The sequence below is a fragment of the Sphingobium fluminis genome (genome assembly GCF_037723805.1).
GTDB lineage: Bacteria > Pseudomonadota > Alphaproteobacteria > Sphingomonadales > Sphingomonadaceae > Sphingobium.
This window is the reverse complement of sequence record NZ_JBBJUK010000001.1, coordinates 954823-980631: the sequence shown is the minus strand read 5'-3', so window position 1 is coordinate 980631 and position 25809 is coordinate 954823. Positions and strand designations below refer to the sequence as shown.

At 63.7% G+C, this 25809-nt stretch carries 36 protein-coding genes; 26 read left to right on the top strand and 10 right to left on the bottom strand.

The annotated features are described in order from the left end of the window. The first annotated feature begins 9 nt into the window (after positions 1-9). The 6 genes from WG907_RS05085 to WG907_RS05060 all read left to right on the top strand — a co-directional run bounded on the left by WG907_RS05085 (position 10) and on the right by WG907_RS05060 (position 2397). Positions 10-231, top strand: coding sequence for a hypothetical protein (locus WG907_RS05085; protein WP_340231555.1), 222 nt, complete (start codon positions 10-12; stop codon positions 229-231). 109 nt (positions 232-340) lie between these two features. Then, a complete protein-coding gene (locus tag WG907_RS05080; RefSeq protein WP_340231554.1) occupies positions 341-511 on the top strand; it encodes a hypothetical protein in 171 nt (56 codons plus the stop codon). A gap of 255 nt (positions 512-766) precedes the next feature. Next, entirely contained in the window at positions 767-1261 is a 495-nt protein-coding gene (locus WG907_RS05075) for a hypothetical protein (protein ID WP_340231553.1), read from the top strand. Then, a complete protein-coding gene (locus WG907_RS05070; protein WP_340231552.1) occupies positions 1258-1593 on the top strand; it encodes an ogr/Delta-like zinc finger family protein in 336 nt (111 codons plus the stop codon). The genes WG907_RS05075 and WG907_RS05070 overlap by 4 nt, the downstream gene beginning before the upstream one ends. 124 nt (positions 1594-1717) lie before the next feature. Continuing rightward, positions 1718-2158 carry an acyl carrier protein gene (locus tag WG907_RS05065; protein WP_340231550.1) on the top strand — a complete coding sequence of 147 codons (441 nt, stop codon included), beginning with the start codon at positions 1718-1720 and terminating at the stop codon, positions 2156-2158. Then, complete coding sequence (locus tag WG907_RS05060) at positions 2155-2397, top strand: DUF2312 domain-containing protein (RefSeq protein ID WP_340231549.1); 243 nt, start codon at positions 2155-2157, stop codon at positions 2395-2397. Before WG907_RS05065 ends, WG907_RS05060 begins: the two co-directional genes overlap by 4 nt. Here the strand turns inward: WG907_RS05060 and WG907_RS05055 are convergent. Beyond that, on the bottom strand, positions 2370-2579 hold the full coding sequence (locus WG907_RS05055) for a hypothetical protein (protein ID WP_340231548.1): 210 nt from the start codon (positions 2577-2579) through the stop codon (positions 2370-2372). The two genes, WG907_RS05060 and WG907_RS05055, sit on opposite strands and share 28 nt — an antisense overlap. A gap of 109 nt (positions 2580-2688) precedes the next feature. Here WG907_RS05055 and WG907_RS05050 point away from each other — a divergent pair, with 109 nt between their 5' ends. The 4 genes from WG907_RS05050 (at position 2689) to WG907_RS05035 (ending at position 5956) form a co-directional block, all read left to right on the top strand. Then, positions 2689-3381 (top strand): hypothetical protein, encoded by a 693-nt coding sequence (locus WG907_RS05050; RefSeq protein WP_340231546.1) that lies wholly within the window; start codon positions 2689-2691, stop codon positions 3379-3381. 12 nt (positions 3382-3393) lie between these two features. Beyond that, positions 3394-3561, top strand: a complete 168-nt coding sequence (locus WG907_RS05045; protein WP_340231545.1) for a hypothetical protein — start codon at positions 3394-3396, stop codon at positions 3559-3561. Further along, positions 3500-5074: a recombinase family protein gene (locus WG907_RS05040; RefSeq protein WP_340231544.1), complete on the top strand. Its 1575-nt coding sequence runs from the start codon at positions 3500-3502 to the stop codon at positions 5072-5074. The genes WG907_RS05045 and WG907_RS05040 overlap by 62 nt, the downstream gene beginning before the upstream one ends. Before the next feature lie 222 nt (positions 5075-5296). Next, positions 5297-5956 (top strand): L,D-transpeptidase family protein, encoded by a 660-nt coding sequence (locus tag WG907_RS05035; RefSeq protein ID WP_445326762.1) that lies wholly within the window; start codon positions 5297-5299, stop codon positions 5954-5956. Positions 5957-5981: 25 nt separating this feature from the next. Here WG907_RS05035 and fabG read toward each other — a convergent pair whose 3' ends face one another. Both fabG and fabD read right to left on the bottom strand, forming a co-directional pair. Next, complete coding sequence (gene fabG / locus WG907_RS05030; protein WP_340231543.1) at positions 5982-6722, bottom strand: 3-oxoacyl-[acyl-carrier-protein] reductase; 741 nt, start codon at positions 6720-6722, stop codon at positions 5982-5984. Positions 6723-6739: 17 nt separating this feature from the next. Beyond that, positions 6740-7675 carry an ACP S-malonyltransferase gene (gene fabD / locus WG907_RS05025; RefSeq protein WP_340231541.1) on the bottom strand — a complete coding sequence of 312 codons (936 nt, stop codon included), beginning with the start codon at positions 7673-7675 and terminating at the stop codon, positions 6740-6742. Between the two features lie 174 nt (positions 7676-7849). Between fabD and WG907_RS05020 the strand changes: the two genes are divergently transcribed. From WG907_RS05020 to WG907_RS04990, 7 genes are all read left to right on the top strand, one after another. Continuing rightward, on the top strand, positions 7850-9301 hold the full coding sequence (locus tag WG907_RS05020) for an efflux transporter outer membrane subunit (protein ID WP_340231539.1): 1452 nt from the start codon (positions 7850-7852) through the stop codon (positions 9299-9301). After that, positions 9291-10772, top strand: coding sequence for an efflux RND transporter periplasmic adaptor subunit (locus WG907_RS05015; RefSeq protein ID WP_340231537.1), 1482 nt, complete (start codon positions 9291-9293; stop codon positions 10770-10772). Before WG907_RS05020 ends, WG907_RS05015 begins: the two co-directional genes overlap by 11 nt. Before the next feature lie 4 nt (positions 10773-10776). Further along, positions 10777-11478: an ABC transporter ATP-binding protein gene (locus WG907_RS05010; protein ID WP_340231536.1), complete on the top strand. Its 702-nt coding sequence runs from the start codon at positions 10777-10779 to the stop codon at positions 11476-11478. Then, on the top strand, positions 11478-12683 hold the full coding sequence (locus tag WG907_RS05005) for an ABC transporter permease (protein ID WP_340231535.1): 1206 nt from the start codon (positions 11478-11480) through the stop codon (positions 12681-12683). Before WG907_RS05010 ends, WG907_RS05005 begins: the two co-directional genes overlap by 1 nt. Positions 12684-12790: 107 nt before the next feature. Further along, complete coding sequence (locus WG907_RS05000) at positions 12791-12967, top strand: hypothetical protein (protein WP_340231534.1); 177 nt, start codon at positions 12791-12793, stop codon at positions 12965-12967. 246 nt (positions 12968-13213) lie between these two features. Then, positions 13214-13621: an RcnB family protein gene (locus WG907_RS04995; protein ID WP_340231533.1), complete on the top strand. Its 408-nt coding sequence runs from the start codon at positions 13214-13216 to the stop codon at positions 13619-13621. A gap of 92 nt (positions 13622-13713) precedes the next feature. After that, positions 13714-14118, top strand: coding sequence for a BLUF domain-containing protein (locus WG907_RS04990; protein WP_340231531.1), 405 nt, complete (start codon positions 13714-13716; stop codon positions 14116-14118). 10 nt (positions 14119-14128) lie between these two features. Here the strand turns inward: WG907_RS04990 and WG907_RS04985 are convergent, their stop codons facing one another. Next, entirely contained in the window at positions 14129-15532 is a 1404-nt protein-coding gene (locus WG907_RS04985; protein ID WP_340231529.1) for a GntP family permease, read from the bottom strand. Between the two features lie 304 nt (positions 15533-15836). Here WG907_RS04985 and rpsF point away from each other — a divergent pair, with 304 nt between their 5' ends. From rpsF to rplI, 3 genes are read left to right on the top strand one after another with little or no spacing between them, the layout of a single operon-like run. Next, on the top strand, positions 15837-16289 hold the full coding sequence (rpsF, locus tag WG907_RS04980; RefSeq protein ID WP_340231528.1) for a 30S ribosomal protein S6: 453 nt from the start codon (positions 15837-15839) through the stop codon (positions 16287-16289). A gap of 12 nt (positions 16290-16301) precedes the next feature. After that, positions 16302-16526 carry a 30S ribosomal protein S18 gene (gene rpsR / locus WG907_RS04975; protein ID WP_004212076.1) on the top strand — a complete coding sequence of 75 codons (225 nt, stop codon included), beginning with the start codon at positions 16302-16304 and terminating at the stop codon, positions 16524-16526. Positions 16527-16539: 13 nt separating this feature from the next. After that, the gene (gene rplI, locus WG907_RS04970; protein WP_340231527.1) at positions 16540-17136 is read left to right on the top strand and encodes a 50S ribosomal protein L9; all 597 of its coding nucleotides are present in this window, start codon (positions 16540-16542) and stop codon (positions 17134-17136) included. Positions 17137-17213: 77 nt separating this feature from the next. Here the strand turns inward: rplI and WG907_RS04965 are convergent, their stop codons facing one another. Then, positions 17214-17504, bottom strand: coding sequence for a plasmid stabilization protein (locus tag WG907_RS04965; protein ID WP_340231526.1), 291 nt, complete (start codon positions 17502-17504; stop codon positions 17214-17216). A 120-nt stretch (positions 17505-17624) separates the two neighbouring features. Here WG907_RS04965 and WG907_RS04960 point away from each other — a divergent pair, with 120 nt between their 5' ends. The 5 genes from WG907_RS04960 to WG907_RS04940 all read left to right on the top strand — a co-directional run bounded on the left by WG907_RS04960 (position 17625) and on the right by WG907_RS04940 (position 21088). Next, positions 17625-17942, top strand: coding sequence for a hypothetical protein (locus WG907_RS04960; protein WP_340231525.1), 318 nt, complete (start codon positions 17625-17627; stop codon positions 17940-17942). Positions 17943-17954: 12 nt separating this feature from the next. Beyond that, positions 17955-18203: a hypothetical protein gene (locus tag WG907_RS04955; protein ID WP_340231524.1), complete on the top strand. Its 249-nt coding sequence runs from the start codon at positions 17955-17957 to the stop codon at positions 18201-18203. Positions 18204-18300: 97 nt separating this feature from the next. Continuing rightward, complete coding sequence (locus WG907_RS04950; RefSeq protein ID WP_340231523.1) at positions 18301-19251, top strand: DUF808 domain-containing protein; 951 nt, start codon at positions 18301-18303, stop codon at positions 19249-19251. A 40-nt stretch (positions 19252-19291) separates the two neighbouring features. Further along, complete coding sequence (locus WG907_RS04945) at positions 19292-20683, top strand: MATE family efflux transporter (protein ID WP_340231522.1); 1392 nt, start codon at positions 19292-19294, stop codon at positions 20681-20683. An 84-nt stretch (positions 20684-20767) separates the two neighbouring features. Next, a complete protein-coding gene (locus WG907_RS04940; RefSeq protein ID WP_340231520.1) occupies positions 20768-21088 on the top strand; it encodes a hypothetical protein in 321 nt (106 codons plus the stop codon). A 9-nt stretch (positions 21089-21097) separates the two neighbouring features. Here the strand turns inward: WG907_RS04940 and WG907_RS04935 are convergent, their stop codons facing one another. The 5 genes from WG907_RS04935 to folE form a co-directional block, all read right to left on the bottom strand. Beyond that, positions 21098-21868, bottom strand: coding sequence for an ABC transporter permease (locus WG907_RS04935; protein WP_340231518.1), 771 nt, complete (start codon positions 21866-21868; stop codon positions 21098-21100). Continuing rightward, a complete protein-coding gene (locus WG907_RS04930) occupies positions 21865-22797 on the bottom strand; it encodes an ABC transporter ATP-binding protein (protein WP_340231517.1) in 933 nt (310 codons plus the stop codon). The genes WG907_RS04935 and WG907_RS04930 overlap by 4 nt, the downstream gene beginning before the upstream one ends. 62 nt (positions 22798-22859) lie before the next feature. Next, complete coding sequence (locus tag WG907_RS04925) at positions 22860-23489, bottom strand: class I SAM-dependent methyltransferase (protein WP_340231515.1); 630 nt, start codon at positions 23487-23489, stop codon at positions 22860-22862. Between the two features lie 121 nt (positions 23490-23610). Then, the gene (locus tag WG907_RS04920) at positions 23611-24450 is read right to left on the bottom strand and encodes an SDR family oxidoreductase (RefSeq protein WP_340231513.1); all 840 of its coding nucleotides are present in this window, start codon (positions 24448-24450) and stop codon (positions 23611-23613) included. After that, positions 24447-25055 (bottom strand): GTP cyclohydrolase I FolE, encoded by a 609-nt coding sequence (gene folE, locus WG907_RS04915; RefSeq protein WP_340231512.1) that lies wholly within the window; start codon positions 25053-25055, stop codon positions 24447-24449. Before folE ends, WG907_RS04920 begins: the two co-directional genes overlap by 4 nt. A gap of 149 nt (positions 25056-25204) precedes the next feature. On the opposite strand from folE, the gene WG907_RS04910 reads away from it, so the two are divergent. Next, positions 25205-25807, top strand: a complete 603-nt coding sequence (locus WG907_RS04910; RefSeq protein WP_340231511.1) for a nucleotidyltransferase family protein — start codon at positions 25205-25207, stop codon at positions 25805-25807. Positions 25808-25809: the final 2 nt, after the last annotated feature.

Here is a 25809-nt window from a genome sequence, read left to right as displayed (position 1 = left end):
CGCCGCCCAATGGCTCGCACGCATCCTTTGAACATCATCGAACGTCGCGAGGCCGAACTGAACGCGCTGTCGCGCCAACGCGGCCTGTCGCCCAGCGACGTCGACGAGCTGGAACGGCTGCTGGCGCGCAAGCAACGCTATCTGCGCCGCCTGCCCCAACAGATTTCCGCCGCGCAGGACAAGCTGGCGCGGCTCCAGTCCCTCCAGCAGATCGCACAGGTGCCCGCATGATGTCCGACGATCCTTCTTGCCAGCCCTATCGCTGGTATCATCACGCGCTGTTTTCTGGCTGCGGCTTCGCCCTGATTGGTATCATGTGCATGTTCGGGAGGTCGGGCGCGTGACCCATTTGACCACCGACGAATTCATGCGGCTCGAAGCGCTGCGTCTTGCAATTCAAGCGGGCGACCCTTGGTTGAGCCAGAATTTTTACGATTTTCTTTCTGGGAAGGAAGCCCGGTCCCCGCGCCCGATCACGGGCGCGGTGGGGGAGACGTTCAATGTCAGCTAGAAGGTCCACCGACGACGCTGAGACATTCCGCGTAAAGCTGGAGCCAATCGTTCCGTCTCATTTGCTTAAATTGGTTTTCCACATGCGCAATCCTATCGGCAAGATCCAGCGCTACACGCTCTTTCGACCCGTTATCGGTGCGTTCTCCGACAGCCATAATCATTCCTTTCGTGGTTGTTTCGCATCCGCCACGATAGCCGAAGCCGGAGGGGCGGCAAGCCCCTCCGGTGGGTGCGCCATATTGGAATGGCGCCTGTGACGAAAATCCGTGCCCCGCTTTCCTTCGCGCTCGCCGTGCATGAAATTACGACCCTCATCGGCGTGACGACCGCGCGGCGCGTCACGGGCCGTGCCAAACGCACGCTGCAACTGTGGCGCGAGGGCGGACAGGAGGCGACACCCAGCCTTGCGCAGGCGTTCGCCCTCGACCGCGCCTATGTCGAGGCAGGCGGTGAAGGGCTTCCCCCGATCATTGCGAGCTATCTGCGCCAGATCGAGGCCTTCATGGCCGCCACCGAGGCATGTCGTCTCGCCCTGATCGAAGACATTGCCAATGTCGCGCGCGAATCGGCGGACGCCGTTGCCGCCAGCATGGCGCTGACTCAACCCGGTGTCCGTCCCACCGCCATCCATCATGCCATTGCCGAAGCTGAACAGAATGACGCCGCGATCGGCCGTCTGCTCGCTCGGCTGAAATCATTCCTGCCCGGCAATGGGGTCGGCCAGGGACAGCCGGGGGACCGAAAATGAATACTGAGGTTGAGCGAGGGGAACAGGCAGATACGGGCAAGCCACGCATGCCCCACTTCACCTGTCCGGCATGCAGCGAACGCGCCTTTGCCCGTAATTCCGGCAAGGCATCGTCCCTGTACCGGGAAATCTACTATCACTGCCGCAACGTGGTCGATTGCGGCCATCAGTTCGTCGTCGGCATGGAGGCCCTGCGCACCACGCGGCCCAGCCGAGTGACCAAGCCTTTGGCGGTCCTGCCGTTCACCACATGGCGTCCCGCCGCCAATGACGACGCCGCCAATGATGATGGGCCACCCGGCGCGGCCGCCGCGCATATCATGACCAGCTAAGCCCGGCGGGCGTCCGCCCGCATTCCGCACGGCACCCATTCCACCCGGCGAAACCCCGCCGCCGGGAACGCCCTCTCCTTGCCAATCACAACCGCCTGAAATTTCCACTGAAAGGACTGCCACGATGATGCATTCTCCTGTTCGGCTCCCCGACAGCGTCGACCATGATTGCCACCTATGCTTGCGCGTGGCCCGCGCGCCGGCAAAGCAGCTGCCCGCCGACTGGCTCCTGTTGGCCAGCGAAGGCGCGATTGCGATCGTCTGCGATGACTGCGCGCCTGCCGCCAAAACGGCAGCACTCGCCCCCATCTTATATGCGCTCGTCCCCATCATCAGCGCTTACGTCTCTCCTGCAGAAGACGGCCTCAACATGGATCCGCAATCGCGGCTTTGGGACCATCTTGGCGTCGATGCGATCGACCGGGTGGCCATCGCGCTGGAATGTGAAGATCGTTTCGGCATCGCGATCAGCGACGCGGAAGCTGGGCAGGCCGAAACGGTCGGTGATCTGGCCGAACTGATTTTCGCCAAGCGCAATCTCGCCGCCGTGAGTGCCGAAATATGAGCGAGGGCAATGTCGCCGCAGATCAGCTGCGCCTTCTGATCGAGGGAGTCGAGCGGCTGGAGGAAGAGAAAAAGGGGCTGAACGACGACATTAGGGACAAATATCTGGAGGCTAAAGCCACCGGCTACGACCCTAAGATCATGCGGCAGATCATCCGCCTCCGCAAAATGCCGCCTCATGACCGGCAGGAGATGGAGGCCATCCTCGAAACCTATCTGGCCGCGCTGGGCATGGAATGATGGAACAGCTCCCGCTCGACCTGCGCCCCCGCCGGTCCGAGCGGGAGCGATCCATGCACCCTGCCGCCATCGCCCGCCGGGACCGCCAGCGCGCGGCCGAGGAAGGGCACGCGAAAGCCGAACGCAAGCTGGCCGAATGGCGGCGCGCCCACCGCGCCGCATTTCAGGCCGCGATCGATCAAGGGACCAACCTATGAAAATGCTGGCTCGCACCATGCTCATCATCGCTGCCTTGCTCGCGATGCCGTTCGTCATCGCCTGGGCGCTTGCCAACGCCAGGGGAAGTGGCCGGTGATCGCCAGAACAGATCTTGAACTCGCTTCCAGCCCCGCAGGCAACGCGCGCCATCCGTGGGATTGGTACGTGGAGGAACAATGGGTTACCCATGCCCTCTGCGATGTCCTCCCCATGGAACCGGACGTCACCTATCTCGATCCGTTCGCGGGCCGCTGCCACATTCCCGATGCGCTCGCCGATCGTGGATTGACCGCATTCGGCACCGACCTGTTCGAACGGGGCGATAGCCCGCGCTTCCTGGGCACCCACGATTTTCTCGGGGATCAGATCCACATGCTCGAAGCGATGCCGGGCCTGTCGATCGTGATGAACCCGCCCTTCTCTTATCAGAACGGCTGCCTCGTCCGTGGCCTTGCCGAAAAATGCATTCGCCGCGCGCTGTCCATCGCCACGCATAGGGTCTGTGCCCTTCTACCGATCAAGTGGCTGGCGAGCGCAGGCAGGTTCCGTCTCTTTACCGAACATATGCCATCTGGAATCTACGTCCTGAGCGAACGCCCCTCCATGCCCCCCGGTGATCAGATCGCCGCCCTGGGCGAGGCCGCCTATGCGCACGGGAAAGTCGATTACGTCTGGATCGTCTGGGACCGCCGCAGCGCCCCGCGCGACTTCGCCCCGACATACTGGATCGCGCCACGCGAAAAACCCGCACGCAACGCCCGCCGGGGGATGCCCGGCCGTGATTGAGAAGGATGCTCCATGGGTAAACATAAAAAGCTCGATCCGGCGCTCGCCCAGATCGTCGAGGCACTCGCGGACATCATGGTCGATCGCGATTTCGCCAGCGCGCACGCGGGGCTGAGCGATGCGAACAATCCTTTACGCCCGCTACTCCAGCGATCTGCAGAACGCCCAGTCCACAACTGACCAGATTGCCACCCTGCGCGAACGCGCGGAAAAGGAAGGCTGGCATGTCGTCGACATTTTCTCCGATGACGAAATCAGCGGCCGGGCTGGCATCGGCGAACTGCAACGCCCCGGCCTGAACGGCATGCTGGCGCGGGTCGAGCGCGGCGACATTGACCAGGTGCTTGCCGAAGCGACCGATCGCATCGCCCGCCACAGCGGCGACGCCCACGCCGTCCGTGAACATATCGAGTTTTTCGGCGCACGGCTGTTCACCCTGGCCGACGGCGTGGTCGACGAAATCACCGGCGCCATCAAGGGCCTGATGGATGCCCGCTTCCTCAAGGACCTGGCCGATCGGGTTCGGCGGGGGCAACGTGGTCAGCACGGTCGCGGCTTCAACGCGGGGGGCAAGGCCTATGGCTACAGGGTCGTCAAACCGATCGGTCCCGACGGCGAAATCATTCGCGGCATTCTTGAGATTGACGAAGAACAGGCCGAGATCGTCCGCCGGATCTATGCGGAGGCGCTGGCCGGCGTATCCGCCTATGCCATCGTAAAGCGTCTCAATGCCGAAGGCGTGCCTTCGCCACGCGGTGGGCCATGGCGGGTCAGCACCCTGCACGGCGACCGCGTGCGTGCCAACGGCATCCTGCGCAATCACCTCTATCGCGGCGTCATGATCTACAACCGGACGCACCGGGTCTATCATCACAAAACCCGTCGGCGCGTCGTCAGGTCCAATCCTCTCGCCGAATGGCGCTATGTCGACGTCCCCCATCTGCGGATCGTCGACGATGCATCGTGGCACGCGATCGAGCGCAAATATGCGACCTTCGACGGCGTCGCCGCCAACCGTCAACGGCACCCCAAGCGGCTCCTCTCGGGCCTCGGAAAATGTGGCGTTTGCGACGCCAACTGGATCGTCCTGGGCGTCGATCGCTGGGGCTGCTCCAACGTCAAATCGCGCGGCAGCTGCACCAACACGCGGACCATATCCAGTCGCGAATATGAACGCCGTGTGCTCGGTGAGCTCCAGGCGATCATGCTCGACACCGACGCGGTCGAACATTTCATAGACCGGTATAACGCGGGCATGGCGCGAAAACTCGCCGAGGCGGAATCGTCGCGCGCGCCTCTATTGCGTAAGATCGAGGAAGGCCGAGCCAGGGTAACGCGCCTGGTCGACGCCATCGCCGACGGTGCCGGCGAATTCCAAGAGTTCAAGGATCGCTTGAGGACGGCTCGCGAAGAGCTCGCGGCGCATCAGGCAAAGCTGGACAGCTATGCGTCCGGCTCTCTCATTTCGACACCCCCGGATCTCGGAGAACGATACCGAGCATATGTGACCAGCCTCGATGCGGCCCTCGCATCCGACGGCCCGGCCCGCATGCAGGCCATCACTGCGATCCGCTCCCTGATCGACGTCCTGGTCATGATCCCAAAGGATCAAGGCCGTGGCGTAGATATCCGCCTGGAAGGCCGCATGGCCGAAATCATCAACCTAGCAAACCGCGTCCCAGACACATGCTAAAGTCCACGCCACTCATCCGGCACCATATTTGCTGGCCTCAAGCGCCGGCGCGGGCATCCGCCCGCTTCGCTTTCCTCGCATAAGCTCGGGCGGCCGTTCGGCCTTGCGAACCCCTTGGGTTCGACTGTCCGCTCTCGACGCACGCTGTCTCAAAACGGGAAGATGAGCGTTTTAGGGCAGCGAGCACTGGCGCGGGCGGATATCGTGGTTAAGGAAGGGTTTATGCGCCCCTTCCGGCTTATCCTGCTCATGCTCGCCGCCGCCCTTGGCATCGCCCCGCCAGCGGCGTCGGCGCAGGACAGCCTTGCCCCCGGCGCCTATCGCTGGCTGAACGAAGGCCCATGGGCGGGGCCGCTGTACATGGTGATCAGCATCGAGCAGCAGCGCGTCCATGTTTATGATGGCGACAGGCTGATCGCGATGGCTCGCGTGTCTACGGGCATGAAGGGTCATGGCACGCCGAAGGGCGAGTTTCCCATTCTGCAAAAGCGGCGATATCACCGCTCCAACATCTATTCGAATGCGCCCATGCCGTTCATGCAGCGTCTGACGTGGGACGGAATCGCGCTGCATGCCGGACATGATCCGGGCTATCCGGCAAGCCATGGGTGTATCCGCCTGCCCTATGCCTTCGCGCAAAAGCTGTTCGGCCTGACGCAGATCGGCACGCTGGTCAGCGTGACCGCCAACCGCCTGGCGCCCGCACTGATGCTCGATTCGCTGGTGCTGACCGATCCTGGCACCACGATCGTCACCTTTACGCGCCCGACCGGCCAGGGATTCCGCCAGCCCTCCCCTCCGCTGGCGCCGCATCAGGATGATGACGTACCGCTGCTGGAAATAGACCCGGCCATTTTCATCATGCGGCTGTCGCGGCCATAAGCGCTGACCATAGGCGCTCTCGCGCTCAGATCATCGCCATGCCGCCATTGACGTGCAGCGTCTGGCCGGTGACATAGCCAGCTTCCTTGCTGGCGAGATAGACCACGGCCGCGCCGATATCCGCGCCCTCGCCAAGGTCGCCGGCGGGGATTTTCGTGAGGATCGCGCCTTTTTGCGCGTCGTTCAGGCCATCGGTCATCGCCGAGCGGATGAAGCCCGGCGCGACGCAGTTCACGGTGATGCCCCGGCTCGCCAGTTCCTGCCCCAGCGACTTCGACATGCCGATGATCCCGGCCTTGGAGGCCGCATAATTGGCCTGCCCCGGATTGCCGGTGACGCCGACCACCGAAGTGATCGAGATGATGCGGCCAAAGCGCGCCTTCATCATCGGTTTCGCCGCCGCGCGGATCAGGCGGAACGCCGCCTCCAGATTGACCGAGATGACGTCGCGCCACTCGTCATCCTTCATCCGCAGGACCAGATTGTCGCGGGTGATGCCGGCATTGTTGACGAGAATGTCGATCCGGCCGCCCAGCGCTTCGACCGCCTGCGGGACCAGCGCGTCGACCGAGGCGGGATCGGACAAGTTGCAGACCAGCGTCCTGTGATCGCCGCCAAGGTCAGCGGCGAAGCCCTTGAGCTTGTCTTCATTGCTGCCCGACAGCGCGAGCGTCGCGCCCTGCGCGGCCAGAGCCCTTGCGATGGCGGAACCAATGCCACCCGATGCGCCGGTCACCAGCGCGGTCATGCCTGTAAGGTCGAACATAGTTTATCCCTATCTCTTCAAAAAGCGGCCAGCGCCGCTTCGATATCGTCCATCGTCACGACGCTCGTCACCCGGGCGTCGGGGGCGATGCGCTTGACCATGGGGCCGAGCACCTTGCCGCCCAGTTCGACGAAATCGGTGACGCCTGCGTCCCACATCGCGGCGACGGACTCGCGCCAGCGGACGCGGCCGGTCACCTGCTCCACCAGCCGCACGCGGATGTCGGCGGGGTCGGCGATCGGCGCGGCCAGGACATTGGCGAAGACGGGCAGCAGTGGCGCGTTGATCGTGGCCTTCGCCAGCGCCTCTTCCATTGCTTCGGCGGCCGGCTGCATCAACGGGCAGTGGAAGGGGGCGGAGACGGGCAAAAGGACGCCGCGCTTGATGCCATGCTCCTTGACCAGCGCGATCGCCCGCTCGATCGCGCCACGATGACCCGAAATCACGACCTGGCTCGGATCATTATCATTGGCGATCGTGCAGACTTCGCCTTCCGCCGCCGCATCGGCCAGCGCCTGCGCCTTTTCGATATCCGCGCCAAGCAGCGCCGCCATCGCGCCATCGCCCACCGGCACCGCCGCCTGCATCGCCCGGCCGCGCAGCTTCAGCAGCCGCGCCGTGGTGGCCAGGTCGAATGCTTCGGCCGCGCACAGCGCGCTATATTCGCCAAGGCTGTGCCCGGCGACATAATCACCCTTGTCGCTCAGCGAAAAGCCGCCCTCACGCTGCATGACGCGAAGGGTGGCCAGCGCATTGGCCATGATCGCCGGCTGCGCATTTTCCGTCAGGGTGAGGTCGCTGTCCGGCCCTTCGATCATGATGCGGAACAAATTTTGCGACAGGGCGTCGTCGACTTCCTGGAACAATTCACGCGCTGCCGGGCTTGCTTCGGCCAGCGCCTTGCCCATGCCTACGGCCTGGCTGCCCTGCCCCGGAAAAAGAAAAGCCCTCATCATTCACCCTCTGACCCGCCGCCGCGAAAGCGCCGATTTTTCAATAGCGTTACATTTTACGACACGAATGCCGTTGAGGCCGACCAAAGATGTGGGCAGGGTGAAATACTATGCTTCACCCTGAAGCCCGGACCGCCTGCGGCCCCTTTAACGACGACGGAGTGCAAGGAAAAGGTGCGATATCGCATTGCCTCGATCGCGGGAGCCGCTCTGTCGCTGTCCGCCTGTGCGGCGGGGCCCGACTATCGCGCGCCGCAAGCAGCGTCGCTCGGCTTGCCCGCCAGCTACCGTGCGGGCGTGGGGACGCCGGTCGACGAAGCCGCGCTGTCGACCTGGTGGACGCGGCTCGGCGATCCCGCGCTGAATGCGCTGGTGACGCAGGCAATCGCGAACAATCTCGACATCGTACAGGCGCAGGCCCGCCTTCGTCAGGCGCGCGAGTCGCTGCGACAGGCCAATGCGAGTTTCCTGCCCCAGATCAACGCCTCGGGCTCGGGCGGGCGCAACTATAACAGCGCGGGCGGCGGCACGCGGGTCGACAGCAACGGCAATGTCATCAGCGGCGGCGCCGGCAAATGGAGCGCCAACTATTCCGCCGGCGCGAGCGCGAGCTGGCAGATCGACCTGTTCGGCGCATTGTCCCGCTCGTCCGAAGCCGCCCGCGCCGATCTCGCGGCATCCGGCTATGATCTCGCCAATGTGCGGATGACGATCATCTCCGAACTGGTCACCAACTATGTGCAAGCACGGCTGGCGCAGAGCCAGCTTGGCATCGCGCGGGACTCGCAGCGGGTGCAGCAGGATAATTATGACATTGCCCGCTGGCGATTGCAGGCGGGGCTGGTGTCCTCCTTCGATGTCGAACAGGCGCGCGCGCAACTCGCGCAGACCAGCGCCGGCATTCCCCAGATCGAGGCGTCGCTGCGCGGCAGCCTCAATCGGATCGCGGTGCTGACGGGTCAGGCGCCGGGCGAAGCGACCCGCGCGCTCGAAACGCCAGCGCCCATTCCTGTGGCAGTGAACGGCATAGCGGTGGGTATTCCCGCCGATACGCTGCGCCAGCGGCCCGATGTGCGCGCGGCCGAGCGCGCGCTTGCCGCCGCCACCGCGCGGATCGGGGTCGCGCAGGCACAGCTTTATCCCTCGCTCGGGATCAGCGGCAATATCGGCACCAGCGCCACCAGCCTCAAGAATCTGTTCGATATCATCACGGGCGGGGTCTTCGCCAATGTCGCGCAGGTGATCTTCGATGGGGGCCGCCTCGCCTCGCAGGTCCGATCGCAAAGGGCGGCGACCGACGCAGCCTTCGCCGCTTACAAGCAGACGGTGCTGACCGCGCTTGAGGATGTCGAAAACGGCATGGCGTCGCTCGCCAGCGCACAGCAGCGTGCGCAGCAGTTCGCGATCGCCTTCGATGCATCGAACAATGCCGCAATCCTCGCGCGCAGCCAGTATCGGGCGGGTCTCATCGATTTTCAGACGCTGTTGACCAGCGAAAACACCCTGTTGAACGCGCGCAACAGCCTGGCTGCCGCGCAGTCCGACCAGGTCCTTGGCCTCGCCCAACTTTACAATGCGCTGGGCGGCGGCTGGCAGAATATGGAAAGCCGCCCCGATGAGCAATGATGTGACGCCCGACGCGGATCTCGACGATTTCCTGGGCGCAAAGCCGCAGAAGCCTTGGCGCAAAAGGGCGATTCGGGGCGGGATCGGCCTGGTGCTGCTCATCGCGGTTCTGCTGCTCGCCCGCTGTTTTTCGGGCGACGACAAGGCGAATTATGCGACGCGCGAGGTGCGCAAAGGCGACCTGACCGTGGCCGTATCGGCGACCGGCAATCTCAAACCCATCAATCAGGTGGATGTCGGGTCCGAACAGTCGGGCAAGATCATCGCCGTCTATGTCGATGTGAACGACCGCGTGACCAAGGGGCAGAAGCTGGCAGAGCTCGACACCCGCCGGCTGGTGGATTCGGTGAACCAGAACAGGGCGCAGGTTTCGGCATCGCAGGCCAGCGTCGCCCAGGCGCAGGCGCAGGTCGCTCTGGCCAAGGCCACGCTCGACCGGCAACTCAACGTGTTCCAGCTTTCCGGCGGCCGCGTGCCGGCAAAAACCGAACTGGACACCGCGCGCGCCAATTACAGCAACGCCATCGGCGCGTTACGGGCGCAGCAGGCGCAGGTGGACGTCGCCCGCGCCCAGCTTTCCTCGGCGCAGACCAACCTGTCGATTGCGCAGATCGTGTCGCCGGTGAATGGCGTCGTTCTCTCTCGCGATATCGAGCCGGGCCAGACCGTCGCCGCATCGCTCAACGCGCCGGTTCTCTTCACCCTTGCCGAAGACCTGACCCAGATGGAGGTCGAGGTGTCGGTGGACGAGGCCGATGTGGGACAGGTGAAGGACGGCCAGACCGCTAACTTCGCCGTCGACGCCTTTCCCGGTCGGACGTTCCCGGCAAAGGTCACGCGGGTCAATGTCGGATCGAACAGTTCCAGCGCGTCGAGCACATCATCCACGACGACCAGCAGCACGGCAGGCACGGTGGTCGCCTACACCGCCGTCCTGTCCGTCAATAATCAGGACGAGACGCTTCGTCCCGGCATGACGGCGACCGCGGACATCGTGACGCAGGAATTGCGCGACGTGCTGCTCGTGCCGAATGCCGCGATGCGGTTCAAGCCGAGCGCCGGCAAGGGGCGCGGCGGCATCACCAGCGTCCTGCCCGGCCCCGGTCGCATGCGTCGCGGCAGCGCCCGGCAGGTAAGCTTTGGCGCAGGCAGCAGCCAGACGGTCTATGTGATCGGCGAGGATGGCGAACCCAAGCCCATACAGATCGTCATCGGTGCGAGCGACGGCGCGCGGACGGTCGTCACCGGCGGCGCCCTCAAGCCCGGCATGCGGGTGATTACCGGACAACTTGCCGCAGGACAGCAGGCGCCCGCTGACGACCAGACGCCGGGCGAGCAGCGCAGCCGCGATCGCGCCGCCGACAACCGCCGCAATCCATCGACCGATGGCAGCCCCGCCAGCATGGGCAAGCTCGGCAATTCGGGCGACGTCAAACCGCAGACGGCGCCCGTCGCCCCGGCGGGCCGCTAAGGCGATGATCGCCGATCCGATCATTTCACTGCGCGGCGTGACCAAGGTCTATGGCGAGGGCGCGACCGCTTTTCAGGCCTTGAAGGGCATCGACCTCGACATCGAACAGGGCGATTTCGTCGCGGTCATGGGGCCTTCGGGGTCGGGCAAGTCGACGACGATGAACATCCTTGGCTGCCTCGACGTGCCCTCGGCGGGGACATTTCTGTTCAAGGGCCGCCATGTAGAAACGCTGGACCGCGACCAGCGCGCCCTGCTGCGCCGCCGCTATCTCGGCTTCGTCTTTCAGGGCTTCAACCTGCTCGCTCGCACTACGGCGCTGGAAAATGTGGAGCTTCCCCTGCTCTACCGGGGCGAAGACAAAAAGACGCGCTACGATATGGGCATGGCGGCGCTCGACAAGGTGGGCCTCAAGGACTGGTGGGACCATACGCCGGCCGAGCTTTCGGGCGGTCAGCAACAGCGCGTCGCGATCGCCCGCGCCATCGTCACCCATCCCGACGTGCTGCTCGCCGACGAACCGACGGGCAATCTCGATTCGGAACGCTCGATCGAGATCATGGAATTGCTGACCGACCTTAACCGCAACAGCGGCATTACCGTGCTGATGGTGACGCATGAGCCGGACATGGCGGCCTTCGCGCGGACGATCGTGCATTTCAAGGACGGGCTGGTGGAGCGGGTCGAAGCGAAGGTGGCTGTCTGATGCTAGGCACCACCGTCATCCTCGCGCTGCGGGCGATCAACCGGCACAAGCTGCGCAGTTTTCTAACGACACTGGGCATCATCATCGGCGTGGCGTCGGTCGTCGCGATGGTGACGCTGGGCAATGGCGCGACCGCCGCCGTGCGCCAGCAGATCAGCTCGCTGGGCGCCAATGTGCTCCAGCTGCGTCCCGGCCAGGGCTTCGGACGCGGCGGCGGCGGGCCTCGGCCGCCCGATTTCAAGCCGGCCGACGTGACCGCCATCGAAAATCAGCTCACCGGCGTACGCTCCGTCGCGCCTGTGGTCCAGTCGACCGGCACCGCCATCTACGAAGGCAATAATTGGTCGACCACCGTTTATGGCACCACGTCCGCCTATTCCGACGTTCAGCAGTGGAAGGCACAAAGCGGCCGTCTGTTCATGCCCGAAGAGGAAGAAGCGGGCCGGCCGGTCTGTATCATCGGCAATACGGTTCGCACCAACCTGTTCCAGAGCGCCGACCCCGTCGGCAAGCGGATGCGGATCAAAGGCGTGTCCTGCCAGGTAATCGGCGTGCTCGCCACGCGCGGCCAGGGCGGCTTTGGCGATCAGGACGATGTCGTCGTGCTGCCGATCAAATTCGTCCAGCGCCGCTTCACCGGCGATCGCGACATCAGCCAGATCATGGTCGCGGTCGACGACGCCTATGACAACAGCATGGTGCAGGCGAGCCTGGAGCAGCTGATGCGCGAGCGCCGCAAGATCAAGCCGGGCGCGGACGATAATTTCAACGTGTTCGATACCAAGCAGATTTCCGATACGCTGACCGGCACGACCACGATCCTGACCCAGATCGTCGGCGCGGTCGCGGCCATATCGCTGCTGGTGGGCGGCATCGGCATCATGAACATCATGCTGGTGTCGGTGACAGAGCGCACGCGCGAGATCGGCATCCGCCTCGCCATCGGCGCGGTCGCCCGAGAGGTGCTGCTGCAATTTCTGGTCGAGGCGATCGTCCTATCGTGCCTTGGCGGGCTCATCGGGCTTCTTCTCGCTCTGGTGGCGTCGGTGGCGATTGCGCCGCTGATGCAGGTGCCCTTCATCTTCGACGTGAAGGTCAATGTGATCGCCTTCCTGTTTTCGGCGGTGATCGGGGTGGTGTTCGGCTATTTTCCGGCCCGCCGCGCCGCCGCGCTCAACCCGATCGACGCGCTGCGGCATGAGTAGCCGATACATTTTCCGACACTCTTGCGCCGAACCGGCACAGTTCTGCGACAGGCCTCGTCCACATCCTTTCACGACGCCGCTTTGGCCTCGTGAAAGGGATATTGGCGATGAAGACCATGATGATCAGCCTTGTTGCAGGCACGCTCGTTCTGGGCGTAGGCCCTGTACACTATGCGGGCGGACGGAATGCTGTCGCGCCGATGCCGATCGAGGGCAAGGATCGCCCGATCCTGCTCGCGCGTATGGTCGTGGAGGCGACGCCGCTTACCCCCGCCACCGACTGATTTGCCCTGGCCTCTCGCTGCTACGGCCCTGAGATCCGATCTCCGGGCCGTATTGCTGTCGCCGGCATGATTTGGCGATAAACTACTGAAAATAGGCATAATATGAATATCCGTTCAGCTTAAATCGCCGCCGGTTACAGTTTCAGACAATCTTTGTCCCTGCCCGGCACATCCCTGCGACAAGCGCATCCTATTTCAGTCTTCGACGCCGGGTGCGGCGCCCGAATTGAAACGAGGAGATAAGAGATGAAAAGGTTCTTGATGGCGCTGGCAGCGACGACGATGGTGACCAGCCCGATGATCGCGGCCCAGGCGCAGGCCGCCCAGCATCGTGAAGTCACCCGCGTGGTGGAGCGCGACAATCATGGGCGCACCATAATCGAAAAGCGCACCGTCGTTCGTAACGACCGGAATATCCGCAACGACCGGAATGTCCGCAATGATCGGGGGATCCGGAACGGCCACCGCTGGGCCAAGGGCCAGCGTTTCGATCGTCGCTATGCGAACAATTATCGGGTCGTGAACAATTATCGCGACTATCGCCTGTCGGCACCGCCCCGCGGTTATCACTGGGTCCGTTCGGGCAATGATGCGGTGATGGTCGCAATCACCAGCGGCATCATCGGCGCGATCATCGGCGGTGCGATCCGGTAACAGGGTACACTGAGCGATCGCAACATAGATTAAGCACCAGAAATTAAGGGATTTTCGTCAGACTGCCTGATTGCCAAGCAGCAGGAAATCCGATGTCCCTTCACCAGATCATGTATATCAGCACGGCTACGGCAGCAGTGGACGCCGATCAGTGCCGCGCGATCGCTTACGCCGCCGCGATCAACAATCGGCGGCAGGACGTCACCGGGCTGTTGCTGTTCAATTCCAAACGCTTCCTGCAAGTGCTCGAAGGCCCGCGCGATGCGGTCGAGCGCATTTACGCCCATATCGGCGGCGATGCGCGCCATCGCGCCCTGGTGACGCTGCGCGAAGGATCGATCGCGGCGCGCGAATTTGGCGACTGGGGCATGGCCTTCGACGATCCGTTCCGGCCGACCGCCATCTTGCGAGACAAGGTCGAGGCGCTGCTGACGACCGCCGGCCCTTCGACCCGCGCCCAGTTTCTGGGGTCGGCCGACCTGCACCGCGTGGCCTGAACGCGGCGCGCTACACCAGCCCGGTCAGATAATAGACCGCGATCACCAGGAATACGGTGAAGGTCTTGATCAGGGTCAGCGCGAAAATATCCTTATAGGCCTGGCGATGGGTGAGGCCGGTCACCGCCAGCAGGGTGATGACCGCGCCATTATGCGGCAGGCTGTCCATGCCTCCGCTCGCCATCGACGCGACGCGATGCAGAACTTCGGGCGGAATGCCGGCCACCGCGCCGGCTGCGGAGAACTGCTCGGCCATGGCGGCGAGCGCGATCGACAGGCCGCCCGAGGCCGATCCGGTGATGCCGGCGAGCGAGGTGACCGTGATCGCCTCGTTCACCAGCGGATCGGGCACGGACTTCAGCGCTTCCTTCACCACCAGAAAGCCGGGCAGCGCCGCGATCACCGCGCCGAAGCCATATTCGACCGCCGTGTTCATGCCCGCGAGCAGCGCGCCGCCGACCGCCGCGCGCGATCCTTCGGCAAAGCGTCGCGCCACGGGGCCCCAAGCGAACGACAATATGGTCGCGATCCCAAGCAGCAGCGCGCCTTCCACCGCCCACAGCGCCGACATCTGGGCGACCTTGAGCGTCACCGGCTCGGCCATGCCGACCAGTGAGAGGATGACGTCATCGCCCGTCACCCATCGGGGGATCAGCAGGGTGAGGCACAGATTGGCGACCCCCACCACGATCAGTGGCAGCAGCGCCACCAGCGGATGCGCGCGCTTAGCCCCTTCCTCCCCCGGCTCCGGTTCGTTGACCAGCGTCTCAGGCGCGCCATAGCCCTCTCCCGTCGCGCGCATCACGCGCCGTCGCCAGTTGAGATAGGCGAGCCCCGCCGTCGCGATGAAGATCGATCCGATCGTCCCCAATATCGGCGCGGCCCAGGTTGTCGTGCCGAAGAAGCTCGTCGGAATGATGTTCTGGATCTGCGGCGTGCCGGGCAGCGCGTCCATGGTGAAGGTGATCGCGCCAAGGCCGATGGTCGCGGGCACGAGCCGCTTGGGGATATCGGCCCGGCGGAACATCTCGGCGGCGAACGGATAGACGGCGAACACCGCGACGAACACCGACACGCCGCCATAGGTGAGCAAAGCCGTCACGAACATGATCGCCGGGATCGCCCGTTTCGGGCCGACGAAGCCGATCACCGCCGTCACGATCGCGCGGGAAAAGCCGGAAATTTCCACCAGCTTGCCGAATAGCGCCCCGAGCAGAAAGACGGGGAAATAAAGCTTCAGGAAACTCGCGGCCTTGTCCATGAACAGGCCGGAAAAGGCGGCGGGCACAGCCGAAGGGTCGGTCAACAGGACGGCGAGCATCGCCAGCAGCGGCGCCATCAGGATCACGCTCATCCCGCGATAGGCCGCGATCATAAGGAGGATCAACGAAAGTGCGGCAATCGCGACGGCCATTCCAATCCCCCCATCCTAATATCCGTTCGCCCTGAGTAGGGGCTGAGCGAAGTCGAAGACCCGTATCGAAGGGTCGGCGCGAATCCTATCCTTCGATACGCCACTTCGACAAGCTCTGTGGCTACTCAGGACGAACGGGCGATTGAAGACACGCTTGCCTTCCCCCCTCTTTTCGGTCATAGGCGCCGCTTCGTTCGGGACCGGGTTCGCTCAGGTCTCGCGTGATTGACTGCATAAACGACAGCCGGAGGGACGCAGCGCATGGGGCGCTCGTCAGCGATCGGCCAACAGAGAAGGCATAAACATGGCTCTTTACGAGCATGTGTTCCTTGCGCGCCAGGATCTGGCACAGGCGCAGGTGGACGCTCTGGCGGAAACCGCCACCAAGATCGTCGAAGACAATAAGGGCAAGGTTACCAAGGTCGAGACCTGGGGCCTGCGCAGCCTCGCTTACAAGATCGCCAAGAACCGCAAGGCGCATTATGTGATGCTCAACATCGACGCGCCCGGTGGCGTGATCGCCGAGCTGGAGCGCCAGACCCAGATCAACGAAGACGTCATCCGCTATATGACCGTCAAGGTCGATGAGCTGGAAGCCGGCCAGTCGGTCATGATGCGCAAGCAGGAGCGTTCGGAACGTGGCGATCGCGGCGACCGAGGCCCCCGTGGCCCGCGCGAAGATCGTGGCGACCGTGGTGACCGCGGCGGCGATCGTGGCGATCGCGGCCCGCGCCGTGACGAAACCGCTGGCGAGTAAGGAGATACAATCATGGCACGCCCATTTTTCCGCCGCCGCAAAAGCTGCCCCTTCGCCGCCAAGGATGCGCCGAAGATCGACTATAAGGACGTTCGTCTGCTCCAGGGCTTCGTGTCCGAGCGCGGCAAGATCGTCCCCAGCCGAATCACGGCCGTTTCCGCCAAGAAGCAGCGCGAACTGGCCCAGGCCATCAAGCGCGCCCGTCATCTGGGCCTGCTGCCCTACATCGTGAAGTAAGGGAGTAGCGCACATGGAAATCATTCTGCTCGAACGCATCGAGAAGCTGGGCGCCATCGGCGACATCGTCACCGTGAAGGACGGCTATGCCCGTAACTTCCTGTTGCCCAACCGCAAGGCGCTTCGGTCCAACAACGCCAATAAAAAGGTGTTCGAGGCCAACCGCGCCAAGATCGAGTCGGACAATGCTGCTCGCCGCTCGGACGCGCAAAAGGCTGCCGATGGCGTCAACGGCACGCAGGTCGTGCTGATCCGTCAGTCGTCCAACGCCGGCGCACTCTATGGCTCGGTCGCGGTCCGCGACATTATCGAAGCGCTGCACGCCGACGGCAAGACCAACGTCAACAAGGCGATGGTCGTGCTGGAACGGCCGATCAAGACGCTCGGCCTGTTCGACGTCAAGGTCGCGCTGCACCCTGAAGTCACCGTGACGATCCAGGTGAACGTCGCGCGTTCGCCGGAAGAAGCCGATCTTCAGGCGCAGGGCGTCGACGTGATGGCCGATCTGTTCGAAAAGGACGAGAGCGGCTTCACCGAGGATTATGATCCCAATGCCGAACCGGGCGAAATCGCCACGGACGCGCAGGAAGAATCGACCGAGGAAGCCTGAGGCTTTCGACCGGGACAAAAGAAAAGCCGCCCCTTGCCGGGCGGCTTTTTTGTATGCGGGTGTGTTCTCCCGTCGGGTCAGCCGGAGCGTTTGCGCCGGGTTTCCCACCCCTTTTTTGCCGCAGCGGAACGATCCGTCGCCGATCGCGTAGCGCTTTTGCCTCTGCCTTTGCTCGCAGATACATGGGTATCAGGCTTGCCCCGGCCAGACCCGGATTTGTTGCCGCCGCCCGATTCCTTGTTGACCGTCGCCCAGGCGCGGCGCTCGGCCTCTTTTTCCGGCACGCCACGGTCTTCATAGCCTTGCTCGATATGGTCGGCCTTGCGCTTTTGCTTGCCGGTATAGCTGCTCTTGTCGCCCTGGGGCATCGCCTGTCTCCCGATCGTCCGCCGCATGGGCGACAATGCGCGAGCGGGACCGGGGTTCACATCGCTGCGATGGCGTTACGATCCCGAGGAACAGAGCCGCGCGCAGGACGTTCCAGACCTATGGAACAACGCTCCCTGATCGAACGCCTCGCGCGCCATCTTGCCGCGGGCGAGCCCGATCACTGGCAGGCCAAGGTCGAAGACGCGGCCAATATCATCGCCATCATGAAGGAGCCGGATGCCGCCATGCGCGAGGCCGGGGACGATGGGAACTGGCGTGCGATGATCGACGCGGCGTTGCGCGAACGATGGGAGATAGCTCCGACATCCTCCGGCGATGCGCAAGGCGTGCGCGGCTTCGACGAAGAGGGCGAGATGCAATTGCCGGACAACGCCGACACCGGCAGCCGCGCCGGCTGGATTCACGTCAAGGATTGAAGGAGAATGTTCGTGAAAGGGTTGCTGAAGCTCGCCTTCCTGACCGGCCTCGGCGCGGTGGTCTGGAAGAACTGGCAGGGTTGGACCGCGCGTCCTGCGACCGACGATCGCGGGCCGGCCGGGTCGTCGGGCATCGTGCGCGACGCGGGACCCGCCGAACAGCAGGGCATCGAGCCCGGGGATTGGGATCTGGTCGACGAGCAGGCCGACGAATCCTTTCCCGCCAGCGATCCGCCGGGCAATTTTCGCGGCGTTTCCTGATCGTCGCCCACTCCATTGCCCCTCCCCGGCCGCACCACTATGAAGCGGCGGGAGGGAGGCCGATCATCGGCCGCTTCACAGGGGAACAGGGAAACTCATGCCGTCAGGACTGATTGCGCTGCTGGACGATGTCGCCGGCATCGCCAAGATGGCGGCCGCGTCGCTCGATGATGTCGCCGCGGCGGCGGGCAAGGCGGGGTCGAAGGCGGCTGGGGTCGTCATCGACGACACGGCCGTCACGCCCAATTATGTGATGGGCCTGTCGCCCGAACGCGAACTGCCGATCATCTGGAAAATCGCCAAGGGCTCGCTTCGAAACAAATTGCTGTTCCTGCTGCCTGCCGCATTGGCGCTGAGCGCGCTGGCACCATGGCTGCTGCCGCCCCTGCTGATGCTCGGCGGCGCTTTTCTGTGTTTCGAGGCCACGGAAAAGCTGGTCGAGGCGATCCATGGCGGCCATGATGAGGCCGACGATGCGGCGGCGACGCTCAGTGTACAGGAACTGGAAGACCAGAAGGTCGGCGGCGCGATCCGCACGGACTTCATCCTGTCCGGCGAGATCATGGCGATCGCGCTCGGCACGGTCGCTACCGAGCCATTGTGGGAACAGGCGATCATCCTTGTGGTGGTTGCGATACTGATCACGGCGGGCGTCTATGGCGTCGTGGGCTTCATCGTGAAGATGGACGATATCGGCCTGCATCTCGCCAAAAGATCTTCGGCCATCGAGCGGATGATCGGTCGCGGACTCGTCAAGGCGATGCCGCTACTCATGAAGATATTGAGCGTGGTCGGCACGGCCGCGATGCTGTGGGTCGGTGGCGGGCTGATCGTCCATGGCCTGCATGAATTTCATTGGGATGCGATACCCGGAACGATTCATCATTTCGCCGAAGGTGCAGCGCAGGCCCTGCCCGCCGCCGGACCGGTCGTGGAGTGGCTGGTTGGCGCCATCGGTTCGGGGATAATCGGGTTGGTGATCGGCGCGGTCATCGTGGCCGCTGTACATGTCCTGCCGAAAAAGAATCGGGCGGCTCATCCCGCTTAAGCATGATCCGTTAGACAAGCGCGCGAGATCATCAGTCGGCATGCATCGCCCCCCTTCCCTCTGGCGCGTCGAGGCGCGGTCGTTGCTCGCGCTCGCCTTGCCGATCATCGCCGGCAATATTGCCTGGGCCGGGATCGCCGCGACCGACCTGCTGCTGATCGGGCGGCTTGGAGCTGAAAGCGTGGCGGCGGGCGCGCTCGCGATCAATCTGTTCAATGCGCTGCTGATCTTCGGGATGGGCCTCGTCACCGCCGCGTCGCCCCTCATCGCGCAAGAACGCGGACGGCGGCGTCATTCGGTGCGCGATGTGCGGCGTACCGTTCATCAGACCTTGCGCGCAGCCACGATCTTCGCGGTGCCCGCCTGGATCATCCTGTGGCATAGTGAGCAGATACTGATCGTCTTCGGGCAGGATCACGAACTGGCCCGGGAAGCCGGCGGGCTGATGCGCGGCCTGCAATGGGCGCTGCTTCCCTTCCTCGGTTTCACCACCTTGCGCAATTTCACGTCCGCCCTGGAGCGGCCGCTCTGGGGCCTCATCGTCATGCTGTGCGCCATTCCGCTCAACCTGCTGGCGGGATGGGCGCTCATCTTCGGTCGGCTCGGCATGCCTGCGCTTGGCCTGCGCGGTGCCGGAATCGCCAGCAGCTTTTCCTCCACCTTCCTATTTCTCGCCCTGCTCGCGGTCGTTCTGATCGACCGGCGCTTTCGCCGTTACCGGCTGATGGGCCGCTTCTGGGCCTCCGACCGTCAGCGGCAGCGCGCCGTCTGGGCGCTCGGGCTGCCGATCGCGATCATGCTGGGGTTCGAAACCAGCGTTTTCAACGCCTCGGCTTTCCTGATGGGACTCATCGATCGCGACTCGCTGGCGGCGCACGCCGTCGCTATCCAGATCGCCGCGCTCGTCTTCATGGTCCCGATGGGCATCGGGCAGGCCGCGACGGTTCGGGTCGGCCTCGCCCATGGCCGGGGCGATCGGCAGGGCGTAGGTCGCGCCGGATGGATGGCGCTGGCGGTCGGCACGGGCTTTGCGTGCGTGACGGCAAGCGTCCTGATCGCCGCACCCCGTGCTCTGGTCTCGGTGTTTCTAGACCTGTCCGACCCCGCGAACCACAATACTGTCAGGCTTGCCGTCAGCTTCCTTGGCATCGCCGCGCTTTTCCAACTGGTCGACGCTGCGCAGGCCGTTGGTGCGGGGGCTTTACGTGGCGTTCAAGATATACGGATGCCGATGATATTCGCGCTTTTCGGCTATTGGGTGATCGGCATCGGCGTCGGGGCGATCCTTGCCTTTCCGCTGGGGCTTGGGGGACTGGGCATCTGGGTCGGTCTCGCCAGTGGCCTTGGCGTCGTGGCGGTACTGCTGGTCGCGCGCTGGTCCATTCGCGACAGGCTTGGCTTGATCTCAGGCTCCGCCAGGGCGCGATTTTAACACGACGATCGCCCTGGTAAAACCATGGTGCGATGCACAAAATTATTGAATTTATCGCTCGGATCGTTATGAACTGGGAGCGTCATGCAAGCCCCGACGAATATTTTCGAAGCGATAGCGCTCCAGAAATGCCTGATCGCGACCTATAATAAGCTGGTCGTGAAACTGGCGCCGCACATCCTCTATACGCGCCATGATGAAATGTTCATCGACGCCGTTACGATGGAGCGGGAGGGGCGACCGCCGCGCGAACTCAAGCTCGGCGTTTTCAAACTGGCGGGTCTCAGCGATATCAGCGTGATCGACGAGCATTTCGACTATATGGGCGGACTGTTCGATGCCGACGACGCGAAATATAAGGGCGTGACGCTGTTCGCGGTCGATCCGCAGAGCGCCGCCGCCTGACGCTGGCGGTTATTTCTTCAATCGATACCCTGTCCTGAACATCCACGTGATGATGGTTATACAAACCGCCAGCATCCCTAGCATGAACAGCAGGCTGAAACCGATACCGACATCGCTGCGGCCAAAAAAGGTCCAGCGAAAGCCCGAGATCAGATAGACGATCGGATTGAACAGGGTGATCGTCCGCCATGGTTCGGGCAGCATGTGGATCGAATAGAAAGCGCCGCCCAGAAAGGTCATCGGCATGATGATCAGCATCGGGATGACTTGCAACTGTTCGAAACTTTCCGCCCAGATGCCCAGAATGAAGCCGAACAGGCAGAAGCTGATTGCAATGAGAATCATGAAGCCCGCCATCGCGAACGGATGCGCGATGGGCAGATCCACGAACAGATGCGCCGTCGCGAAGATGATCGATCCGATGATCAGCGCCTTGGTCGCCGCTGCCCCGACATAGGCGATGATCGTCTCGGTCGCGGAGACCGGCGCGGACAGGAGTTCGTAGATCGTGCCGGTGAATTTGGGCATGAAAATGCCGAAACTGGCGTTGAAGATGCTTTCGGTGAACATCGACAGCATGATGAGGCCGGGTACGATGAAGGCGGCGTAGGGAATGCCGTCGACCTGCGTCATCCGCGATCCGATCGCCCCGCCGAACACCACGAAATAGAGCGAGGTGGTGATGACCGGCACCAGCAGCCCGGTCAGCCATGTGCGGCGGAACCGGTGCAGTTCGAACCCGTAGATCGATGCGATCGCGCGAATGTTGAAGCCGCTCATGCGCCCTTTTCCCGATGAACCAGGCTCACGAAAATATCCTCCAGGCTGCTTTGCCGCGTGTTGAGATCCTTGTAGCCGATCCCAAGCTCACCCAGACGACGCAGCAACGACGCCACGCCTGTATGCGCGGCGCGAGTGTCGAAACTATAGTCGATCTCGCGGCCGTCCTCCCCGAGCGTCACCGCCCATTCGGTCAGTCCGACCGGAAGCGCGGCCAGCGGTTCGGCCAGGACGACCGAAAGCGTTTTCTTGCCCAGCTTCTGCATCAGCGCGGCTTTTTCCTCGACCAGAATCAATTCGCCGCCGGTGATCACGCCCACGCGATCGGCCATTTCCTCGGCTTCTTCGATATAATGGGTCGTCAGGATGATGGTGACGCCGGTTCTGCGCAAATCGCCGATCAGGGTCCACATGTCGCGCCGCAGTTCGACGTCGACGCCGGCCGTCGGCTCGTCCAGAAACAGCACGCGCGGCTCGTGGCTCAGCGCCTTGGCGATCATCACCCGCCGCTTCATACCGCCCGACAGCTCCAGGATGCGGCTGTTGCGCTTGTCCCATAGCGACAGGTCGCGCAGCACCCGTTCGATATGCGCGTCGTTGCGGGGCTTGCCGAACAGGCCACGGCTAAACCGCACAGTATCGATGACCCGCTCGAACTGGTCGGTGGACAATTCCTGGGGCACCAGGCCGATGGTCGAGCGCGCCTTGCGATAATCGCGGACGATATCATGGCCCGCGACCGTCACCGTCCCGCCCCCCGGGCGCACATTGCCGCAGATGATCGAGATCATCGTCGTTTTGCCCGCCCCATTGGGTCCGAGCAGCGCAAAAATCTCGCCCTCCTCGATCTGGAGGTCGATGCCCTTGATCGCCTTGAAGCCCGATGCATATGTCTTGGTAAGTCCGGAAATCGTGATGATCGGCGCCATGCCCGATTTGCCCCCTTTGTATGGGGCAGAGATAGGGCGGCGATGCCCGGACACAACCGGCGTCAGTGAACCCGGCGGAAAAAACGAAAGACCGTGGCGGGCGGAAAATTGCGCACCGTCTGGCCGCAGCGTTCAACCGACAGGTCGAGCGCGTCCAGCACTTCGCGGCTGACGGGAGGCCGCATCGAGTAGGTGAACTGGATGAAGCTGCCCCCCGGCGCCAGTATGCGAAACGCTTCCGACAATATGTCCATATGCACATGCCGGTCCATCGCGAGCAGGGGCAGGCCGCTCACGACCGTCTGATAATCGCCCGGCGCGCCCGCCGTCGCCGTCGAAACGATCTGCGCAGGCGTTTCGAGGATGGAGATGGCGGGAAAATGGCGACGCAGGCCGCGCGCGAAGGCCGGATTGATCTCGACCACTTCCAGCTTTTCGGGCGGCAGGCCGGTTTGCAGGATGGCACGGGTAAACACGCCCGTGCCCCCGCCCAGTTCCAGCACCCGGCCATCGGCGGGGTCGATATGCGCGACCATCAGTCGAGCCAGATGGCGGCTGCTGGGGACGACGGACGCGGTCTGGCGCGGCTTCTTCAGCCAGGCGGCCAGGAAGTCGAGATATTCGGTCGCGCGGATTCGAAACTGGTTGTTCGGCAGGGCCACCGCCCGGCTCCGCTTGGGTTTATGCTGCATGGGCGAAATGCGACCGCTCCTGTGACGTCCCAACTCCCTTAACGAGCCGGAACCCCCGCGTCGATCAGCTTTCGCAACGGCGGGCTTTCAGAGCTGACACCAGGACGTCGATAATCGCTCGTCAACGGCCTATGTGCATGAAATCGCGTCGATAGGCGCGCATATGGGCGCCACCGTCGACATAGATCGTCTGGCCGGTCGTGGCGGTCGCGTTGGCAAGATAAAGGACGGCCTCGGCGATCTGGTCGGATTGGGGCAAGCGAGCCAGCGGCATCATCTGCGTCAGCCGCTCCATCTGCGCTTCGTCATAATCAGGCGTTGCAATGGTCAGTCCGGGGGCGACGGCGTTGACCCGTACCCTGGGGGCGAGCGTGCTGGCGGTGAGCCGGGTCAGGCCCGCGAGCGCCAGCTTGGACAGCGTATAGGCAAGTTGATCCTCATGCGGATGATCGATCCGCTGGTCGAGGATGTTGACGATGCAGCGATCCCCCGTCCCCGCCGGCGCGGCGGCAAATACCTTGCTCAGGAGCGTCGGCGCGGCGCAGTTGACGGCATAATGGCGCATCAGGTCGTCCGCCGTCACATCGTCCAGCCGATCCTGCCCGAACAGGGCGGCGCTGTTCACCAGCAGGTCCGGCGGGCGGCCGAAATGCGCGGCGACTTTCGCGATCAGTTCCTCGGCCGCTTCGGGGTCGGTGAAATCGACGACGAACCCTTCCCATTCCGTCGCCATGTCTTCCAGCGTCAGGGCGAGATGGCTGTCGAGACGGGTATCGTGGCTGCCATGCAGCGCCAGCGAAAAGCCGGCGCGGGCAAGCGCGCCCGCGATCACCCCGCCCAGTCGCCGATGGCCGCCAGTGACGAGCGCGAGCCGCTTATGCAGCAGCGGCAGGGCGGCTGTGTACCGTGGCTGGGCCTGAGGGTGGCCAAGCGGCCGATAGGGCGTTTCGCCTTCTGTCATGCCTGGATGAGCTGCAACACTTCTTCGCGGCTTTTCTGATCGTCCCGGAACACGCCCAGCATCCGGCTGGTCTTCATGATGACATTGGGGGTGCGCACCCCCCGCCCGGTCATGCAGCCATGGGTCGCCTCGATCACCACTGCCACGCCCTGGGGCTTCAAATTCTCCCAGATGCAGTTGGCGACTTCCGATGTCAGTCGCTCCTGCACCTGGAGCCGATGGGCGAAGGCGTGCAGGACGCGGGCGAGCTTGGAGATGCCGACGACATATTTGCCGGGCAGATAGGCGATATGCGCCCTGCCCACGATGGGGGCCATATGATGTTCGCAATGCGACTGAAACGGAATATCCTTCAGCAGCACGATATCGTCATAGCCGCCGACTTCATGGAAAATCCGCGACAGATGATAGGCGGGATCGTCGGCATAGCCCTGACAATATTCTTTCCACGCGCGCGCGACCCGCTCGGGCGTTTCGAACAGGCCCTCCCGCGCCGGATCGTCGCCCGACCAGCGGATCAGGGTGCGGATCGCGTCCGCCACCTCGGTCGGGACCGGCAATTTCGATCCGTTGCTCGACGATTCCGCATCGGGGTCAAAAGCCATGGACAGGGACGCTCCTAGTTGTGGGGCAAGCATATGGCGATTAGGGTAAGCGATGGCCAGAGTTTTCCCGCACGCTGGACAGAAGATCGCCGGGGTGGCAAATCCGGGGTTTGCCGGGTCCGCTCATCCAATGATTTTACTGAACTTTCATGCGCACTGACCGGATCGCCGCCGTGCTGCTCGCCGCCGGCTTGTCCACCCGCTTTGGCGAAGCTGACAAGCTGATGGCGGAGTGGCGCGGGAAATCCATCGTCGCCCATGCGCTGGAAACGGTGGCGTCCCTGCGCTTTGCCGAACTGGTGGCAGTGGTGCGCCCGATTGCGGATGCGCCGGTCATCCACCGCAAGCTGGAACGGCGCGGCTATACGATCCTGGTCAACGATCAGCCGGAACAGGGCATTTCGGGCAGCATCGTGCACGCGGTTGAACATGTGATGCCGCTGCGCAAATGCCGGGGCATCCTCATCTGCCTCGCCGACATGCCCGATGTGCCGCAGACCCATTATACGCGCATCTGCCTCGCCGCCGAGGATATCCGGTCGGTGGTGGCGAGCACGGACGGTTTTTCCGCCTCCCCGCCCGCATTCATCGGACGCAAGCATTTTCCCGAGCTGCTGGCGTTGCGCGGCGATCAGGGCGCGCGCGCCCTGCTAAGCCATGGCATCCAGATCGAGACCAGTGGCGCGGTGCTGCACGATATCGATTCGCCGGACGACCTGCCCGGCTGGCGTCCCCCGACCCCGGACGGGTAGAG

Excerpts from the sequence above, each read along its gene's own strand:
- WG907_RS05085 (WP_340231555.1), top strand. The coding sequence starts at position 10 with ATGGCTCGCACGCATCCTTTGAACATCATCGAACGTCGCGAGGCCGAA.
- WG907_RS05070 (WP_340231552.1), top strand. The coding sequence starts at position 1,258 with ATGAATACTGAGGTTGAGCGAGGGGAACAGGCAGATACGGGCAAGCCA.
- WG907_RS05065 (WP_340231550.1), top strand. The coding sequence starts at position 1,718 with ATGATGCATTCTCCTGTTCGGCTCCCCGACAGCGTCGACCATGATTGC.
- WG907_RS05060 (WP_340231549.1), top strand. The coding sequence starts at position 2,155 with ATGAGCGAGGGCAATGTCGCCGCAGATCAGCTGCGCCTTCTGATCGAG.
- WG907_RS05045 (WP_340231545.1), top strand. The coding sequence starts at position 3,394 with ATGGGTAAACATAAAAAGCTCGATCCGGCGCTCGCCCAGATCGTCGAG.
- WG907_RS05040 (WP_340231544.1), top strand. The coding sequence starts at position 3,500 with ATGCGAACAATCCTTTACGCCCGCTACTCCAGCGATCTGCAGAACGCC.
- WG907_RS05035 (WP_445326762.1), top strand. The coding sequence starts at position 5,297 with ATGCGCCCCTTCCGGCTTATCCTGCTCATGCTCGCCGCCGCCCTTGGC.
- fabG (WP_340231543.1), bottom strand. The coding sequence starts at position 6,722 with ATGTTCGACCTTACAGGCATGACCGCGCTGGTGACCGGCGCATCGGGT.
- fabD (WP_340231541.1), bottom strand. The coding sequence starts at position 7,675 with ATGAGGGCTTTTCTTTTTCCGGGGCAGGGCAGCCAGGCCGTAGGCATG.
- WG907_RS05015 (WP_340231537.1), top strand. The coding sequence starts at position 9,291 with ATGAGCAATGATGTGACGCCCGACGCGGATCTCGACGATTTCCTGGGC.
- WG907_RS05010 (WP_340231536.1), top strand. The coding sequence starts at position 10,777 with ATGATCGCCGATCCGATCATTTCACTGCGCGGCGTGACCAAGGTCTAT.
- WG907_RS05005 (WP_340231535.1), top strand. The coding sequence starts at position 11,478 with ATGCTAGGCACCACCGTCATCCTCGCGCTGCGGGCGATCAACCGGCAC.
- WG907_RS05000 (WP_340231534.1), top strand. The coding sequence starts at position 12,791 with ATGAAGACCATGATGATCAGCCTTGTTGCAGGCACGCTCGTTCTGGGC.
- WG907_RS04995 (WP_340231533.1), top strand. The coding sequence starts at position 13,214 with ATGAAAAGGTTCTTGATGGCGCTGGCAGCGACGACGATGGTGACCAGC.
- WG907_RS04990 (WP_340231531.1), top strand. The coding sequence starts at position 13,714 with ATGTCCCTTCACCAGATCATGTATATCAGCACGGCTACGGCAGCAGTG.
- WG907_RS04985 (WP_340231529.1), bottom strand. The coding sequence starts at position 15,532 with ATGGCCGTCGCGATTGCCGCACTTTCGTTGATCCTCCTTATGATCGCG.
- rpsF (WP_340231528.1), top strand. The coding sequence starts at position 15,837 with ATGGCTCTTTACGAGCATGTGTTCCTTGCGCGCCAGGATCTGGCACAG.
- rpsR (WP_004212076.1), top strand. The coding sequence starts at position 16,302 with ATGGCACGCCCATTTTTCCGCCGCCGCAAAAGCTGCCCCTTCGCCGCC.
- rplI (WP_340231527.1), top strand. The coding sequence starts at position 16,540 with ATGGAAATCATTCTGCTCGAACGCATCGAGAAGCTGGGCGCCATCGGC.
- WG907_RS04965 (WP_340231526.1), bottom strand. The coding sequence starts at position 17,504 with ATGCCCCAGGGCGACAAGAGCAGCTATACCGGCAAGCAAAAGCGCAAG.
- WG907_RS04960 (WP_340231525.1), top strand. The coding sequence starts at position 17,625 with ATGGAACAACGCTCCCTGATCGAACGCCTCGCGCGCCATCTTGCCGCG.
- WG907_RS04950 (WP_340231523.1), top strand. The coding sequence starts at position 18,301 with ATGCCGTCAGGACTGATTGCGCTGCTGGACGATGTCGCCGGCATCGCC.
- WG907_RS04945 (WP_340231522.1), top strand. The coding sequence starts at position 19,292 with ATGCATCGCCCCCCTTCCCTCTGGCGCGTCGAGGCGCGGTCGTTGCTC.
- WG907_RS04940 (WP_340231520.1), top strand. The coding sequence starts at position 20,768 with ATGCAAGCCCCGACGAATATTTTCGAAGCGATAGCGCTCCAGAAATGC.
- WG907_RS04935 (WP_340231518.1), bottom strand. The coding sequence starts at position 21,868 with ATGAGCGGCTTCAACATTCGCGCGATCGCATCGATCTACGGGTTCGAA.
- WG907_RS04930 (WP_340231517.1), bottom strand. The coding sequence starts at position 22,797 with ATGGCGCCGATCATCACGATTTCCGGACTTACCAAGACATATGCATCG.
- WG907_RS04925 (WP_340231515.1), bottom strand. The coding sequence starts at position 23,489 with ATGCAGCATAAACCCAAGCGGAGCCGGGCGGTGGCCCTGCCGAACAAC.
- WG907_RS04920 (WP_340231513.1), bottom strand. The coding sequence starts at position 24,450 with ATGACAGAAGGCGAAACGCCCTATCGGCCGCTTGGCCACCCTCAGGCC.
- folE (WP_340231512.1), bottom strand. The coding sequence starts at position 25,055 with ATGGCTTTTGACCCCGATGCGGAATCGTCGAGCAACGGATCGAAATTG.
- WG907_RS04910 (WP_340231511.1), top strand. The coding sequence starts at position 25,205 with ATGCGCACTGACCGGATCGCCGCCGTGCTGCTCGCCGCCGGCTTGTCC.